Annotated in this window: 13 protein-coding genes; 9 read left to right on the top strand and 4 right to left on the bottom strand. The window is 46.7% G+C overall.

Annotated features, from left to right (window positions below):
• Positions 1–17 precede the first annotated feature (17 nt).
• Positions 18–878, top strand: coding sequence for a DUF3530 family protein (locus MHN31_RS03090; protein WP_239443428.1), 861 nt, complete (start codon positions 18–20; stop codon positions 876–878).
• An 18-nt stretch (positions 879–896) separates the two neighbouring features.
• Here the strand turns inward: MHN31_RS03090 and djlA are convergent, their stop codons facing one another.
• Genes djlA through MHN31_RS03105 form a run of 3 tightly spaced genes read right to left on the bottom strand, consistent with a single transcriptional unit; the run spans position 897 to position 3470 of the window.
• Positions 897–1775 (bottom strand): co-chaperone DjlA, encoded by an 879-nt coding sequence (djlA, locus tag MHN31_RS03095; RefSeq protein WP_275446726.1) that lies wholly within the window; start codon positions 1773–1775, stop codon positions 897–899.
• Positions 1765–2442 carry an N-acetylmuramate alpha-1-phosphate uridylyltransferase MurU gene (murU, locus tag MHN31_RS03100; RefSeq protein WP_239443429.1) on the bottom strand — a complete coding sequence of 226 codons (678 nt, stop codon included), beginning with the start codon at positions 2440–2442 and terminating at the stop codon, positions 1765–1767. Before murU ends, djlA begins: the two co-directional genes overlap by 11 nt.
• Positions 2439–3470, bottom strand: a complete 1032-nt coding sequence (locus tag MHN31_RS03105) for a phosphotransferase (RefSeq protein ID WP_239443430.1) — start codon at positions 3468–3470, stop codon at positions 2439–2441. Before MHN31_RS03105 ends, murU begins: the two co-directional genes overlap by 4 nt.
• A 97-nt stretch (positions 3471–3567) precedes the next feature.
• Between MHN31_RS03105 and lptD the strand changes: the two genes are divergently transcribed.
• The 8 genes from lptD (at position 3568) to MHN31_RS03145 (ending at position 13218) form a co-directional block, all read left to right on the top strand.
• On the top strand, positions 3568–5850 hold the full coding sequence (gene lptD, locus MHN31_RS03110; protein WP_125559892.1) for an LPS assembly protein LptD: 2283 nt from the start codon (positions 3568–3570) through the stop codon (positions 5848–5850).
• Positions 5851–5864: 14 nt separating this feature from the next.
• On the top strand, positions 5865–7151 hold the full coding sequence (gene surA, locus MHN31_RS03115) for a peptidylprolyl isomerase SurA (RefSeq protein WP_239443431.1): 1287 nt from the start codon (positions 5865–5867) through the stop codon (positions 7149–7151).
• A 13-nt stretch (positions 7152–7164) separates the two neighbouring features.
• Complete coding sequence (pdxA, locus tag MHN31_RS03120) at positions 7165–8157, top strand: 4-hydroxythreonine-4-phosphate dehydrogenase PdxA (RefSeq protein WP_125559888.1); 993 nt, start codon at positions 7165–7167, stop codon at positions 8155–8157.
• Entirely contained in the window at positions 8154–8960 is an 807-nt protein-coding gene (gene rsmA, locus MHN31_RS03125) for a 16S rRNA (adenine(1518)-N(6)/adenine(1519)-N(6))-dimethyltransferase RsmA (RefSeq protein WP_125559886.1), read from the top strand. Before pdxA ends, rsmA begins: the two co-directional genes overlap by 4 nt.
• A complete protein-coding gene (gene apaG, locus MHN31_RS03130; RefSeq protein WP_010382612.1) occupies positions 8944–9333 on the top strand; it encodes a Co2+/Mg2+ efflux protein ApaG in 390 nt (129 codons plus the stop codon). Before rsmA ends, apaG begins: the two co-directional genes overlap by 17 nt.
• Positions 9333–10130, top strand: coding sequence for a symmetrical bis(5'-nucleosyl)-tetraphosphatase (locus MHN31_RS03135; RefSeq protein ID WP_125559884.1), 798 nt, complete (start codon positions 9333–9335; stop codon positions 10128–10130). Before apaG ends, MHN31_RS03135 begins: the two co-directional genes overlap by 1 nt.
• 113 nt (positions 10131–10243) lie before the next feature.
• Positions 10244–12259: a methyl-accepting chemotaxis protein gene (locus MHN31_RS03140; RefSeq protein WP_125559882.1), complete on the top strand. Its 2016-nt coding sequence runs from the start codon at positions 10244–10246 to the stop codon at positions 12257–12259.
• A 206-nt stretch (positions 12260–12465) separates the two neighbouring features.
• Positions 12466–13218 (top strand): hypothetical protein, encoded by a 753-nt coding sequence (locus MHN31_RS03145; protein WP_125559880.1) that lies wholly within the window; start codon positions 12466–12468, stop codon positions 13216–13218.
• A 305-nt stretch (positions 13219–13523) separates the two neighbouring features.
• Here the strand turns inward: MHN31_RS03145 and MHN31_RS03150 are convergent, their stop codons facing one another.
• Positions 13524–15770, bottom strand: coding sequence for a hypothetical protein (locus MHN31_RS03150; protein WP_125559878.1), 2247 nt, complete (start codon positions 15768–15770; stop codon positions 13524–13526).
• Positions 15771–16415 lie beyond the last annotated feature (645 nt).

Consider the following 16415-nt stretch of genomic DNA (forward strand, 5'->3'; position numbering starts at 1 on the left):
AGGTAAGGTGCGTAAACATGCTCAATTATTCCCGGTTTTTTCTGACAGTCAGCCTGATGATAAGCCTGGTCGTGACAACACCAACTCAGGCCGCAGAGCAACAGAACCCGCCGAGTAGGTCCTCACAATTTGACAGCGATCTACGCTACTGGCTGAGCAGCGAAAAGCTACTGACGATTAAGGATGAAGAGCAGGAAATCTCAGTTTTATTCTCAGAGTATATGGCCGCACCAAAACGTGGCATTATTATTTTGTTGCCCGGGATGGAACAAAGCCAGCTTTACAATAATGGCTTAAGTTACTTGCATCAGGCATTAACGGACGATGGCTACGATACATATACCTTGCCGGTACCCGATCTCACAAGCAACGGTGACCTTGCAGCGAACATCATTGACGCGCAGCCCAATGAAGTAAAAAGTTCGGCGATCCCGGTGCTCAGTGAACTGGCACTGGATAATTACAAAGCCGCATTGATTGCCCGTTTTGAAGCCCTCTATAAAACTCTGGCGTTGCGTCAGCAGGAACACATTGCCATTGTGGCATTTGGCAACAGTGCTGGCCTGTTTGCAGAGTACCTGGCTACTTTGCCCAGCGTTCGGGTCGATGCGCTGATCACCGTCAGCGCTCAGCTGGCCAATGCACAGAGAAACAGCCACTTGCCAGCCAGCTTATCACTCGTCGCGCCAGCTTTGCTGGATGTCTTTTATACATTCGACAGCCCCCTGGTTCTGGAAACCATAGACGATCGCCGCCGCTGGGCCAGACGTAACAGCAAACTTGATTATCGCCAAAGAGAGCTTTTCGGGGAGCAGCACCAGCCCTTGCAACATCAACGACTGCGTAAAGAATTAACCGGTTTTTTGCGCCGGCTCTAGTCTGAATTGGAGACTGACTTAACTACTGCGTTTTTGTTTCAGTAATTCATACGCTGATTGAATACTCTGGCTTTTTCGCTTAGCAATTTCCATCATGTGCGCAGGCAGACCCTGAGACACCAACTTGTCAGGGTGGTGTTGTGCCATCAGTTTGCGATACGCGCGTTTGATGTCCTTGTCCGATGCACCATCACTGAGACCCAATACCGCAAGCGCTTCGCTGCGTGATACGGCTGATGACTGAGGTTCACGTGCAGACTCTCGCTGTTGTCTTTGCTGACCCCCACTCTGGCGCTGCTGAGATTGCTGAGACTGCCATTGCGCGCGCTGCTGACGAAAACGAAACTCGGCCTGATAGCGGCGCAGCAAGAAATTATACTGAGTCTGAGAAATCCCCAGGTACTTGCTCACTTCGCGCAGTAATGCCTGTTCCTGCTCAGACACATGGCCATCCGAAAACGCCATCTGAATTTGAATTTCCAAAAACAATTGCAGTAAATCGTAACGCCTGGCAAAAGCTTCTCTGACTTCCCGCACCGCATCTTTCACCGAAAAGTCAGCTTCCTTGCCCGCTCTGAACGCATATTGTGCTTCACGCCGATCATCACCGGTTAACGCCATTTCATCCATAAAGGCCGTTGCCGCGCGAATATGCACCTCGCTGACTCTGCCATTTGACTTTGCAATATGGCCCATGACAGAAAAGCAGCTGGAGAAAAACAGCGCCTGGCGTTCACTGAGATCGTCACCATTTAAAAAGCCCTGGAATCCGCCCACTTTATCAAAATCTTGCTTTAGGCTTTTGTCGAACAAATGACCCAGATAAAACCCGAGAATAGCCCCCAGCCACTTGCCAAACATAAAGCCAAAACCAGCCCCCAACAACTTACCCCACATATGTGTGCTCCACTGCGTTGTTGATCTCAACTAACCGCTCAGGCGTGCCAATATCGTGCCATTGCCCCAGATAAAGTTCCGTTGAGACGCTCCCCTGTGCCAAACCCGCCCTGAGCATCGGACCCAGAGCAACAAATTGTTCCTGCACTCCGTTAAAGAAATCTTTGTGATATAAGCCAATACCCGCAAACGTATAGGCCTGAGTATGGGTACTTTGATGTGCCAGCGGAAAATCTCCGTCCGGATTATGAGGTGGGTTTTCCACCAATACCAGATGGGCCTCACCAGGTAACAGATGCAAACGCGACAAGTCATGCACTGCATAATCGGTAAAAATATCGCCGTTGATCACAATGAAGGTGTCTGTTTCATTGCACAACGCAGGCAGAGCCCGGACAATGCCGCCCGCCGTTTCCAGCCCCCCTTCAGGTTCATCACTGTATTGAATAGACACACCAAATGCACTGCCATCGGCGAAGTATTCACGTATTTTTTCGCCTTGCCACGCCAGGTTAATGACTATGTCGGTAATGCCTGCGTCTGCCAACCGTTTTATGTGGTATTCCAGCAAGGGCTTGCCTGCAACCTCAAGCATGGGCTTTGGCATAGTCGCCGTCAGCGGCATCATACGCTTGCCCCGGCCTGCGGCCAAAATCATTGCTTTCATTTTTGTTGTTCCAGCTTAGCCTGTACCAGGGGTATTATCTCGGATTGCAGACTGGTTGCAAGCCATTGAAATGTATCGACACACTTTGCGGCCTCGTAAATGTATTGCAAAGTTGGCAGAATGTTATGCAAATAACCTGGCTTGCCATCTCGCAAATATAAACGTGCAAAGATCCCCGCAGCCTTGAGGTGACGTTGTAACCCAGTCCACGCCAGTTGCTGCTGATATTCCTCAAAAGAACTGTGTGGTGCCAGCAGGCCGGCTTTGCTCAATACCTCAAAACTATAACGTTGCAAATGGGCCAGCTGCGCCTCAGGTAATCGGCAATAACAGTCTTTAAGCAACGATACTACGTCATACGTTACCGGGCCCTGGACTGCATCCTGATAATCTATCACCACCCACTGCTGGTTGTGCCACATCAGGTTACGGCTGTGAAAATCCCGATGCATGGTCACCTGCATCTGTGCCAGCATATTCCTGATCAGCGCCTGCTTTAGCGCAGTCCATTGTTGGCACCAGGCCTTCTGGGGCTCGAAACCCAACCAGCGATTAAGTAACCACTCACTAAATATTTCCAATTCCATGTCAATGAAGGCCGCATCATAGGGCTTCATCAGTGGACTGGCTGGCAGACGGGCCACGTCAGGCAACATATCAATCAAGGATTCATAGTCCCCCTGCACCTCAGACGCTGAAGCAAGCCGGTCGGCCAGATGCTCAGAGCCGAGATCTTCTAACAACACAAACCCGAGCGCACAATCTGCGACAATAATTTGTGGTACTCTTATTTTGCCTTGGCTAAAAATCGTGTTCAGCTCAACAAATGCCGTGACGTCACCCATCTCAGGAGCTACATCGAGCAAAATAGATGAGTTGCCCTGGTAGGTAACACGAAAATAACGACGAAAACTGGCGTCTCCGTCGAGGGCAGTTACCTGCTCCGGTAAGGCATGATAATGATTGTGCAAAAAGGCCGCGCGGGCCTGCGCTCTTAGCGCAACCTCTGGTGACAGGCTTGGGGTCATTTTTCTTACTATTTCCTATTCTTAACTACTGTAATTAACACGCTTTTCATTTATCATGTCTGGCTTGAAAATGAATTTCGGCAAACAAGGTTGATAAATGAGCAAAGCTTGGGGCCTCTTCGTGCTTCCCCTAATCAGTACAGCGACTTTTGCTAATTCGAACATTGATGGCCTTCAGTGTAAAGACTACTTTCAGCCTAAAAACTGGCAACCCATCGCTGATTTGCCCAGTGGCGCTATCGATATTCAGTCTGACAATGTTGAATTACAGGGCGTCGACAGTGCTGAATTCAGTGGCAATGTCGTCATTAGCTCCAATATCATGAGCTTGTCAGCTCAGGCTGCCCTGATAGACAAACAGCAAGGATTACTCAATGCCACCGGCCCACTCGTTTTTCAGGATAAGTACACCCTGGTTAACAGTACCGGTATGTTTGCCAATCTCCAGGAATACGAATTCAGCCTGCTCGGTGCAGATTATTGGCTGACCCAACAAAATGGCCATGGCAGCGCCGAAAAACTGCATGCCACCGCCAATCAGGTTGATTTGCTCAATTCCAGCTTTACCACGTGCCCAGGAGAAACCCCCTTTTGGTCAATCGAGGCCAGCAGTATTGTCATGAATCGTGACAGTGGCTGGGGTGAAACGCATCATACGATCCTCAAAATACTAGATACACCGATTGTCTATGTACCCTATTTTACATTTCCCATAGATGATCGCCGCAAATCCGGTGTGCTCACACCGACGATTAGCAGCTCCAGTCGTCGCGGCTTAGGAGTTGCAATACCGTACTATTTAAATTTGGCCCCGAATTACGACGCAACCATCACACCACGCTACATGTCAAAAAAAGGCACTCAGCTGATTTCGGAATTTCGTTACCTGACCAAACATCATCAGGGCCAACTGGCCATAGAGTTTTTGGAACAGGACGATTCTGCCAAGCAACTTGATGAGCGATATTTGGTCAACTGGACCCAAAACAGCTATTTTGATGAAAACTGGCGCGCCAGCGTCGACATCACCAATGTCAGTGATGACGCCTATATTTCAGATTTAGACTCCCAATACGCCAATGAAACGGACACTCAGCTCTACCGTACCGGTCAGCTCAGCTATTTAGGTGATGAATGGGCCGTTGACCTGAAGCTACAAAACTTCGAAGTTTTGGGTAACCACACTGAGTCATACGCGGTGTTGCCCCAGCTCACAGTTAACCACGTGACGCAAAACTATCAAGGGTTCAATTGGGGACTCACAGGCCAAATCAGCCACTTTACTAACGATGAACTGACCGTCACAGACGCAACCCGAATTCACTTCGAGCCAAGTGTGTCTTATGACTACAACGCCTATGCCTGGTCATTTGCCTCTAACCTGAGCCTGATGCATACCTATTATGAACAGGACGGAGATGAGGCGTTCTCACAATCTCAATATAAAAAATCAGTTTCCCGTACACTCCCTAAACTGCGCTTACATGGCCAGTTAAATCTGGAACGGCCAACAAACTTCATTTTGCAACAAGGTACGCAAACGCTGGAGCCACAGATCCAGTATTTGTACACACCCAGAAAAGACCAGTCCGGTATCGCATTGTATGACACCATAAAAATGCAGGACGACTTTTTTGGCTTATTCCGCGAGCAACGCTTTTCTGGCGTCGACTTTATCGCGCAGGCAAACCAATTTACGCTGGGCGCAACGACCCGATTGTTCGACAGCAACAACAGCGAGCGCTTTAACTTCAGCATGGGCCAGATCCTCTATCTGAGTGACTCAGCTAAGCCCACAGAGCAATCTTTGGAAACCAACCTACTGACACAAAACAGCCAGGAGTTTGGCAGTAAAAACTACAACGCCTTATTTGCAGCTGAAAGTATGTTGCATTGGCACCGTCGTTGGTACTTCTCCGCCGGTTTGCAGTATGATGCTGACGAAAAGGAGCTGATCCAGTCTCACATGACACTCGACTATCGAGGCAGCAATAAAAAGCTCGTTCAATTGAACCATCACTACGCCAGTGATGTCTCAGGATACGAAATTGATCAAATCGGTCTGTTCAGTAGCTTACCCATAGATGAAAACTGGCAGCTGGTTGCCAGCTATCATCGTGATATGACGGCTAACCGCAGCGTTGAAGTATTTGCTGGCTTGCAGTACGAATCATGCTGCTGGGCGGTGCGCATAACAGGTAAACGTCAAATACAAACTGACCTTAACCAAACGATTTCGCGTGATGACGCAATTTTTGACACAAGCTTTGGTATCAATTTTGTGTTAAAAGGGTTAGGCAGCAAATCAAGATATGATGCTAGCCAGTTACTACGTTCGGGTATCTTTGGTTACCGCAGACCGTTCTTTTTAAATAATTAACAACAAAGACTCTTATGAATTTAAAAAAGCTATTATTAGTTCCAATTTTAAGTATGACGCTGGCACAACCCGTTTGGGCTGAGCGTGTCCAGCTGGACAAAGTAGTCGCAACGGTTAACGACGGTGTGGTACTAAAAAGCGAAGTGGACAAGATCCTTAACCGCGTGAAAGAGCAAGCAGAGCAACAAAACACTGAGCTTCCGTCAGATAACGTACTACGTATCCAGGCCATTGAAAAACTCATTGATCAGGTGCTGATGGAGCAAATGGCTGCACGTATGGGTATGGAAATCTCCGATGCTCAGCTTGATCAGACACTGGCCAGCATGGCCAAAGATCAAGGTGGCAGCATTGCCGATCTACGTAACTCGATCGAAGCCACAGGCGAGAGCTTTCAGGCATATCGAGAAGAGATTCGTACTGAAATCATGGTCTCGCAAGTACAACGCGCCGCGGTAGATCGCCGTATCTATATCAGCCCGCAGGAAATCGCCAATTTACAACAAATTTTGGCACAACAAACTGGCCAGTCAGAAGAATATGATATCGGCCACATCCTGATCAAAGTTGACAGCAAAGCGAACCCGGAAGACATCGAAGATGCACGTGAACGTGCCGAAAAAGTCATCGAATTTCTCAATGAAGGCCGAGAATTTAAGCGTATCGCCATCGCTTCATCTAGCGGCGCTAAAGCACTGGATGGTGGTCAGCTAGGCTGGATGGGCATCAACGAAATGCCAACGCTGTTTGCAGAAGCGGTAAAAGGCAAGAAAAAAGATGACATTATCGGCCCACTGCGTTCTGGTGCTGGCTTCCATATTCTAAAAGTACAAGACATCCGCGGACGTCAGGTCGTTGAGCGGGTGGAAATGCGCTCTCGCCATATCCTGATAAAGCCGTCGATCATCCTTAGCGAAGAAAAAGCACGAGATATGTTAGCAGGCTTTGTGACAGATCTGCGTAATGGCGATGCAGACTTTGCTGAGCTGGCTAAAGAGCATTCAGAAGATCCTGGTTCAGCGCTTAAAGGCGGTGAATATGACTGGACAGATCCGACTACTTACGTACCTGCATTTCGCGATGCTTTAATGTCGCTAGAGCAAAATGAGATCAGTGAGCCATTCAGAAGCACTTTTGGCTGGCACATCGTTCAGTTGCTTGATAAGCGTGTTGCTGATAAAACAGAGCAAGCGAAAGCAAATCGTGCCCACCAACTTCTGTTTCGTCGTAAGTTTAAAGAAGAGAGCTTTAAGTGGACGCGTGAAATGCGCGAGCAGGCGCACGTAGAAGTAATCGACTAATAGAAGAACTAAGATGAGTTTAAGAATCGCAATCACCCCCGGTGAGCCGGCAGGGATAGGGCCTGATTTGGTCATCAAACTTGCACAACACGACTGGCCTGCACAGCTGGTCGCGGTTGTGGATAAAGACATCATGCTACAGCGTGCCAGGGAGCTAAATACGACCATTAAGCTCATTCCGTTTGACCCTGATGCACCAGCCGTAGCCGCGCCGCCTGGCAGTATTTATTACCTCCAGGTAGACCGTGGCTGTGACGTCACCGCAGGTGAGCTGGATGAACGCAACGGTCAGTACGTCTTAGATACCTTACGTATCGCCTCGGAAAAAAATATGGACGGCACATTCGATGCCGTCGTGACAGGACCCGTGCACAAAGGGATTATCAATCGCGCTGGTATTTCCTTCAGTGGTCACACTGAATATTTTGCGCAGCAGTCCAACACCCCCGATGTGGTTATGATGCTGGCCACAGAGGGACTTCGTGTAGCGCTGGTCACGACCCACATTCCGCTTGCTTACGTATCTAAAGCCATTACCCATGACCGACTCACGAAAGTGGCACACATTCTTTATCAGGACTTGCAAACCAAGTTTGGGATTGAAAAGCCAAATGTCCTGGTATGCGGGCTAAACCCGCATGCTGGTGAAGGTGGCCACTTGGGCAATGAAGAAATTGATACAATAGAGCCGGTGTTAACCGAGCTCAATGCGCAGGGTATGCATTTTGTTGGCCCGCTGCCCGCAGATACTCTATTTCAGGCGAAATATCTCGAAAATACCGATGCCGTATTGGCAATGTATCACGATCAGGGTTTACCTGTGTTAAAATACAAAGGATTTGGCAATTCGGTAAATATTACACTCGGATTGCCCTTCATCCGCACTTCTGTTGATCATGGCACGGCACTCGATCTTGCCGCCAGTGGCAACGCAGAAGTCGGTAGTTTCGAATTAGCGATCCGCGAAGCAATTAAGCTCGCCACCAAGAAAACACAGAGTTCATGACAGATAAAGTACATTTGGGCCACCGAGCCCGTAAACGCTTCGGCCAAAACTTCCTTAACGACAGCAACATCATCGATAAGATTGTGACGGCCATCGATCCCAAGCCTACAGACAATCTGGTAGAGATAGGTCCAGGCTTAGGCGCCATCACTGAGCCCGTGATAGAGCTGAGTGACCAGCTAACTGTTGTGGAACTGGATCGCGATCTGGCAGAGCGCCTGATCCACCACCCTTTTATGGGACCAAAACTCACGGTACATCAAGGCGACGCTATGAAGTTTGACTTTTCTACGCTCCTGAAAGGCGATGAAAAGCTCAAGATTTTTGGTAACTTACCTTATAACGTCTCTACGCCACTGCTGTTTCATTTATTTGAATTTGCAGATCAGGTTGAGCACATGCATTTCATGCTGCAAAAAGAGGTGGTAAACCGCATGGTAGCTGGACCAGGCAGTAAAGCCTATGGCCGCTTGAGTGTTATGACACAATACTATTGTCACGCTATTCCGGTGATCCAGGTCCCTCCCACGTGCTTTAAACCAGCACCCAAGGTTGACTCTGCGGTCGTGAGGTTGATCCCCAAAGATGCGCAACAACGCAGTGCAAAAAGCACCAAAGTGCTGAACACAGTGTGTCTTGAAGCCTTTAATCAAAGACGTAAAACGTTGCGCAACAGTTTATCGAACTTAATGACTGCCGAGCAACTGAGTGACCTTGGGATCGACCCGGGTTTACGTGCCGAAAATATTTCCCTTTCGCAATTTATTGAGATAGCAAACTGGATCTATGACAACAAAGAGTGAGATCGGCTCACCGATCAAAGTATCTGTAGAAGCCTTCTATGTTGAAGGCCAATCTCAGCCAGAAAAAGACAAATATGTCTTTGCCTACACCATTACCATTAAAAACCACAGCTTGTGTAATGCCAAGCTGGAAAGCCGCTATTGGTTGATCACCGATGCCAACGGTAAAGAAACCGAAGTCGAAGGTGATGGCGTAGTCGGAGAGCAACCAACGATCCGTCCAGGAGAAAGTTACCAGTACACCAGCGGCGCAGTGTTAGATACGCCAGTTGGCACAATGGAAGGCTACTATGTGATGCGCAATGAATTTGGCACTGAATTTCGCGCTCCAATCCAGGTATTCAGACTGAGCCGTCCGGATATCCTGCACTAATGGCCAATTATGTGGTCGGTGATCTGCAAGGCTGCTTTGCACCGTTAAAGCAGTTGTTGCAGGAAGTTGCCTTCAACCCAGCGCGTGATCACCTCTATCTGGTAGGCGATATTGTAGCTCGGGGCCCAGATTCACTCGGCTGTCTCGACTTTGTGTTTCGCCACCAGGATTGCGTCACTATTACCCTTGGCAATCACGACTTACACCTTATCTGCAATGTATTACTGGGCAAAACACCTAACCCTAAAGACAAGCTCGACGCCCTATACCAGCACCCTCAATTACCAAATTATCTGGCCTTTTTGCGCCGTCAGCCATTGTGCGTGTATCTTGATAACTACCGCACCTTTATTTCTCATGCAGGTATTCACCCTGATTGGGAGATTGAACAAGCCCTGTCATTAGGTCGCTGGGCGCAACAAAAATATCAAGGCGATGAGGCCAGCCAGTTTCTGCCTGCGATGTACGGTAAAGAGCCCCGTCTGCTACTGGATACTGATGAGCAAAGCCGCTTTAATACCATAGTCAATGTATTTACCCGGATGCGCTTCCTGACTTCGCAGTGGCATCTCGATTTTGACAATAAAGGCACGCTGGACGATGCCGGCGAGTTACGTCCCTGGTTTACTCATCCACGCTTCCAAAGTGAGGCCAATCGTTACCTTTTTGGGCACTGGGCAGCCTTGCAAGGGATCACAAAAGTCCCCAATGTCACTGCTTTAGATACAGGGTGTGTGTGGGGAGGACCGATGACCCTGCTTGATTTAGACGCAAATGAGCAAATTTCGAGCAATTAACTGTTTCTCAGCCGATTTTACTGAATTTTGAATTCACATCTGCTATAAAATACTTAACTATCGCGCAATAAATCCGATAAGCATTCATTCAGCTTTAATTTGATGGTACCCGTATGAATTTGACTGTAAGCCAACGTATCTGGGGTGGTTTTATAATAATCACTCTACTCCTGTTGATGATCGGAGGAAACTCGCTGCTAAGGATCGCCAATATAGATAATTCCACAAGACTGGTTAATTCGCTTTCATTGCCCGCTCTGGACAGCAGTGCTGCGTTACAAATTGAGTTCACTCAGATGAGTAAACTCGCCCAGGGGAGTTACTTTACGCAATCACCCGATGAGCTGAACTCACTCAAGGCAAAATTCAATGAACGTCAGCAAGCGTTCAATAAAACCTTTTCTGAGTTAGGTGCTGTGGTTGATCAAGACCCAGGTCTGGCACAAAGCAAACGCCAGGTCGAATCAAGCTTCAACCAATTCTCGACCTCTGTGCAGGACTTGTTGAGTAACAAGGCCCGCGAGCTAATGTTGGTAAAGACACTTAAGCAACAACTTGAAGACACAGAAATGGCCGCCGAGGATGCCACGACAGTGGTATTGGATATCCTCGATTTAGACGGCTTACAGGATAGTGACAGCCGCGCTTATCAGGCAGCAACAAAATTAGAAAACCTGTTTAGTTCTGCGGTGACAACCAGCACAGATATGATGACCATCAAAGAGCGCAACACGCTGGACATCGTTGACAAGGAACAGGCCTATGTACTGGAAGAGCTGGAGCGCAATATGTCTTTAATGACAACCACAGTCGCGCAGCTCGACAGCACTTTAGTAGACGACTTACAACAATACTACGATGACCTGCTAACTCAGCTCAAGGGTGCTAACGGCATTTCCGGCAATGTCGGTCAGCTAATCGCGGCACGACAAACAACTCGTACAGAGTTAGACACCGCTGAAGCGACCACCAACACCGCCCTGAAACAGCTTGGTGAACTGGTTGCACAATCAAAGCAACTGGCGTTTGATATTCAGGATGAAGTACGTGCAGACGTCACCTCTGCAAATATGTGGACCTGGGTTGGTATGATCATGGCTGCCTTGTTAGCAATCGTCATCGCTTACCTGACTGTCAGTCGTATTACTAAGCCACTGTCTGAAGTTAATCGCGTCTTAAATATCGTCGCTCGTGGCGACATGACCCAGACACTGGATGACTCAGCAAAAGATGAGTTTGGTGAACTGGCGCGCAGCTGTAACAGCCTCATAGCCAGTTTGCGAGAGTTGATCACTGGTATCGTATCCCGCTCAACTCAGCTTGCTGCTGCCTCGGAAGAGACCTCAGCCATTACCATTGAGTCTAGCCAGGCAATTAAGAGCCAGCAGTCTCAGGTTGAGCAAGCCGCGACGGCAACCACTGAGATGAGCAGCACAGCCCATGGCGTGAGCAACAGTGCCCATCAGGCATTGCAGGAAATCAAGAATGCCGATAAAGAGGCCGAGCGCGTTAAGGGCATTTCTCAGGATAACAAGCACACCATTGAACAGCTGGCTCATGAAGTCGAAGCGGTGTCTGAAGTAATCAACAAGCTACATCAGGACAGTTCAGCGATTGGTGGTATCCTGGATGTGATCCGCGGTATTGCAGAACAAACTAACCTGCTTGCCCTGAATGCCGCCATCGAAGCAGCACGTGCCGGTGAACAGGGTCGTGGATTTGCGGTTGTTGCCGACGAAGTGCGCTCCCTGGCCAGCAAAACGCAGGAGTCGACACAGGAGATCCAGGCCATGATCGAATCATTGCAAAGCGGTGCAGAAGAAGCCGTCAGCGCGATGTCGAAAGGCCAGCAACAAGCGGAATCTTGTGTTCACCAAAGTGATGTGGCCAATGAAGCACTTAATTCAATCACGGACGCCGTGTCTCGTGCACATGACGTGAGTGAAGAAATTGCCAACGCAGCCAATGAACAGCAACAAGTCTCTCAGGAGATCAGTGAACGTCTTGAATCCATTGTGACCATCGCCGAACAAACGGCTGAAGGGGCAAACCAGACGTCTATTTCAAGCTCAGAAGTGGCCAAACTAGCCGAAGAACTGAGACTGTCTGTTGACCAGTTCAGAGTCTGATATCTGTTAATGAGTAATGTCAAAGGCCCGCTCAGTGAGCGGGCCTTTCTGTTGCAATCAAGACAACATTTATACCCATTTTTTACTTAAGATAAATGGTGCTTTTCTGATCAGGACATACAGGCCCATCGTAACCACTCCGTCAACAGTTGTAATTTAAGGGACAATCCTGCACACTTACGCGGTTTTTAACGGAGTAAAAAATAATGAAAAAAACACTGTCTCTAATTGCACTTTCTACTTTACTGGGTGGCTGCTACTCCAGCCCTGAATCTGTCAACAGCACAGCGCGTTTTGCAAGCCCGGAGGTAAATAAATCCCCTTTTCACCTCAGTCTGTCTTTGAGCACAGATACTCTTAATGTCATCCCGCTGAACACCACCGAATACGTGACTGATGATTCGCATTTACGCGCTGCAGCAGAGCTGTCTTTGGGCAACGGTTTCGAATTAGGCTGGGCAGCCGGAGGAGAAGGAAAATACAGTCTGAAATACCAGTTTTACGGCAAAAGCAGAGAAGAGGCCAGCAGCGGCGATGTCTCCCATGCCGTGAGTATCAGCTATGTCAGTGGTGATGACTCTGGAGTTGAAGCAGGCAATTATATCGGCGGTACCGCGTATAATAACGCTCACTGGGAATTTGATAAAAACGCCATCGATGTGGCGTTGATTAGTGGCTATCGCCTGACCCCGGAGCTTTTGCTATATGGTAGCGTGTTCTATCAGGACGGCGACATTGACGGTCGTTATTACATCCCAAACTCCAGCACTTGCAAAACAAAATGTAAAACGGACCCCATCAACAGTGATGGTAAAAACTACGGTGTCAGTCTAGCGCTTGAGTATACTTTCACACGCAACCTATTTGGTACGCTTGAGGTCACTCAACATCACGCCGATTGGTTTAACAGAAGCCAGTCAAAGTCTACTGCAAACTTTAATTTAGGCTATCGGTTTTAACAACAAAATGGCTGGTATATGGCAGTCTATCTTATCAACCTGGCGATAAGATATGTCTAGATGCTCCATGCAGTCATTGCCAGCCCAAATGCCTCTGCGATTCCTGTAAGCACAAAGAGGCGACAACTTGCAAAGCTGTCTGATTACACTAATTCAGCCACCTCACTAATTTCGTGACTCCGAATTACACCACCTGAATGTAGACAGTATCATTGAGGTGAAAGCGAGGTGAAGTCTAGCAATAGACCCAGTCAGGTCAGGCATAGCCATCACTAACTGGATCTATATCCTCACTTTTACTTTGGTTAGTTTATTACAGAAAGTATTGGTATTAACCAGGCTGCAATGGGTAAACATCGCTCAAAGTGTGTCTGATCCAACTGAAATGCGCTTTCATGGCAATTTCTTATTTTATAGTAATCAGGCAGGATATTGCTCTCACCAATTGTATCTGCCGCAACTAAACCGGGCGCCAACGGACCCTTAAATATTCTTAAGAAAATTTGATCTCTGGCCGCTTCCGCACCCCAAAAATAGAATGGCCTCACGCTATACTGACGTTCATAGTCTCGCTTTTGATCTTCATGACCATGCTGTCTAGGCAACTTCGGCGATCTTTCCATCCAAGCATGATTACCGTCTAAAGACGCTATCCAACCAAGCATAATATTACTATTTGGAACATGGCGAATATCAACCCCAGCTTTACGGGCGAGACGATTAAGCTCACCTTTACCTAACAGTGCTAACTTAGAGAGCTGAATTGCGTTGTAAACAGGCGCAAACTCTTGAGGACTGAATTTCCCATTTTTTAAATGCATGTCCCCTTTTATTCTTTCAGAAACATCTGGAATTAGAAGTAGCTTCTTATTTAATCCATCCATTTTGAAAGCATTATTAATCACATCATCGGAAGGCGGATTGCTAATCCAGCGAAGCATTTTTTCCTGATCGTCATTGAGAATTTCTTTAACGACATGCTTACCAATCCTTTCAGATAACGCGTTAATATCCTTTTTTATCTGATTATACTGAGAGTAAATACTTGCCAAACCATTATGGTCTTTAGCTAGGTCTTTTAGAGATTCAGATAATTGGCTTTGTAAATTTTTAAGCTTCTTAGCCGCTTCACACATGTGAGGAGTAACAGTTCCTATTGGATCGCCCGTATAAATAGGACCGTAACAAGCCAGCCATTCTGTAATTGGCTTAGCACTAACTGTATAATTTTTACCATCCGCGATTAGTTTTGCCGTACTGATATTAGCGCTAATGTATGCTTCACCTGCTTTTTCTACTGAATACTTGAAAAACTGTGAATAGGCGGCATCCAACGCAATTGCTTTTACATCTAACTCATAACCAAGGGCTAATGCGGTCGTAACCAAAGCAAGTGCCTGTACAGCTTCATTCTTTGACAGTTCTTTGATACCCAGCGCCTTAGCTGTTTTTTTAAGCTCAGGATTACTGTCCCAGATAGATTTAAGTTCAGATTTTAATCGTGCTAACTCGTCCTCTTTCTTTTTTAATTCATCAACTATACGTCTTGCATGATCGTCACTCCACAAACACAACCCTTTCCTTTCCTGCTCTTTACGATATTCATCAGCATCCTTACAATTCCTAAATGGGTCATCGAAAGAAGGACAAAAAGCAGATGGAGAGAATGGTAAGAGTTCACATACCACATAGTTACCTATGTTCCCCCGGTTAAGTTCTTTTATTTCTTCTTCAAGTCTTGAGATATTTCTTTGCTGCTCTTCGCGCTCGGCGCCCCCCTTTTCATACGCGGCAATCAGATCATTGTAATATTTTTGTCGCTGCTTCGAGATATTGATCCAACTCTCTAGTGTCCGTTTTAAAATACCAAGAGGCTTAGCTTGCTCAGCCGCTTCATCTTCAAATGCTTTCATACTTTGAAGGTGTTTTGAAAACGTTGACTTTTTATATTGAGCTGACACACCATCGTTATCCAGCAATTTCTCTTTAATTGCCTTTATTTGATTGGACGACACATTAAGCACACTGCTTGCCTGTAAGCTGTAAGGTTGATACTTAGAAATATACATTTCTAGTAATTTATGTCTTATCTCTACAGCAAATGCATCAGAGTCACCCAGATCAAACGCATCACCCGCGTAAGAGTTAACATAAGTATGGGCAAACACATCGCTGGCGGCATGGCTTAAATACCCTGAATAAAACGCACTCCATTCGGAGGAAGATATGCCATCTGGCTTTGTCGACAAATAGGTTAACCACTGGTTACTATTCCAACCGGTGCCTGCATGAACAGTGACTTGTCCGCCAATAAAGTCAGGTAAAACATCGGGACCATTTGTACCCAGTAAGTACAAGTTTTGATTTGCCAGAATAGCACTTGCTAAATCTTTATTTACAGCAAAGTCACCATAAGGGGGGATTGATACTTTATGATCACGTAAGTCATTGATGACCTCTTTACCAACATACATATGCGTTTTTAGTTCGAAGGCAGCAACCATGTTGCTAACTAACGCAGACAGAAAAAATAAAAATTTAAAAAACTTCATAATTATTTTATATAATTACTTCTTAATAATGAGAAGCAACTCCTTTTTCGTTAAATTCGAGCGCATTATCCATTTATCGCGCAAGTTCTCAATTACTATTTCCACATTTAATAATTTAACAAAGTTAAAGGCAGGAATTATTAACAGAAAATCACAATCAAAATAAAAACAGAAATAAATTAAAAATATATCTTTTATTTATAATTTAAATATAACAAAGGTAAGACCACTGTTTCACTCTCCCAATGGGCACTCCCTACAAGATTAAATTGCTCACAGCATATCTATCGACATAAGTAAATGTGTTACTCAGAAATATACCTGGAAGTAACCGGTTCTTCAGCACTGAATATAAGTCCCAAGCCTGCGAGGCCTGCCGTGAGCGAAGTTTGAATAATAGATTAGCGGTTATCTGTGGCTCAGACACCTACATAGATTAACGAGGAGCACTCCGGAAATGACAGTATCAGTTAACCAGTATGACTAAACTACAGCAGCCTATTTATCACCCGTTTGTACCAATGGATTGGTTACACTCTCGCGCTGACTTCATCTCTCACCACAGGTCTTTGCCCAGTGCTGTACAGCCAGCCCAGCGTAAACTCTCCACCCTAAGCGCAAGATTGAAAACGCTCGATTACCTTC

It is taken from the genome of Pseudoalteromonas sp. McH1-42 (genome assembly GCF_022347845.1).
GTDB classification, from domain to species: Bacteria; Pseudomonadota; Gammaproteobacteria; order Enterobacterales; family Alteromonadaceae; genus Pseudoalteromonas; species Pseudoalteromonas rubra_D.

Excerpts from the sequence above, each read along its gene's own strand:
- MHN31_RS03090 (WP_239443428.1), top strand. The coding sequence starts at position 18 with ATGCTCAATTATTCCCGGTTTTTTCTGACAGTCAGCCTGATGATAAGC.
- djlA (WP_275446726.1), bottom strand. The coding sequence starts at position 1,775 with ATGTGGGGTAAGTTGTTGGGGGCTGGTTTTGGCTTTATGTTTGGCAAG.
- murU (WP_239443429.1), bottom strand. The coding sequence starts at position 2,442 with ATGAAAGCAATGATTTTGGCCGCAGGCCGGGGCAAGCGTATGATGCCG.
- MHN31_RS03105 (WP_239443430.1), bottom strand. The coding sequence starts at position 3,470 with ATGACCCCAAGCCTGTCACCAGAGGTTGCGCTAAGAGCGCAGGCCCGC.
- lptD (WP_125559892.1), top strand. The coding sequence starts at position 3,568 with ATGAGCAAAGCTTGGGGCCTCTTCGTGCTTCCCCTAATCAGTACAGCG.
- surA (WP_239443431.1), top strand. The coding sequence starts at position 5,865 with ATGAATTTAAAAAAGCTATTATTAGTTCCAATTTTAAGTATGACGCTG.
- pdxA (WP_125559888.1), top strand. The coding sequence starts at position 7,165 with ATGAGTTTAAGAATCGCAATCACCCCCGGTGAGCCGGCAGGGATAGGG.
- rsmA (WP_125559886.1), top strand. The coding sequence starts at position 8,154 with ATGACAGATAAAGTACATTTGGGCCACCGAGCCCGTAAACGCTTCGGC.
- apaG (WP_010382612.1), top strand. The coding sequence starts at position 8,944 with ATGACAACAAAGAGTGAGATCGGCTCACCGATCAAAGTATCTGTAGAA.
- MHN31_RS03135 (WP_125559884.1), top strand. The coding sequence starts at position 9,333 with ATGGCCAATTATGTGGTCGGTGATCTGCAAGGCTGCTTTGCACCGTTA.
- MHN31_RS03140 (WP_125559882.1), top strand. The coding sequence starts at position 10,244 with ATGAATTTGACTGTAAGCCAACGTATCTGGGGTGGTTTTATAATAATC.
- MHN31_RS03145 (WP_125559880.1), top strand. The coding sequence starts at position 12,466 with ATGAAAAAAACACTGTCTCTAATTGCACTTTCTACTTTACTGGGTGGC.
- MHN31_RS03150 (WP_125559878.1), bottom strand. The coding sequence starts at position 15,770 with ATGAAGTTTTTTAAATTTTTATTTTTTCTGTCTGCGTTAGTTAGCAAC.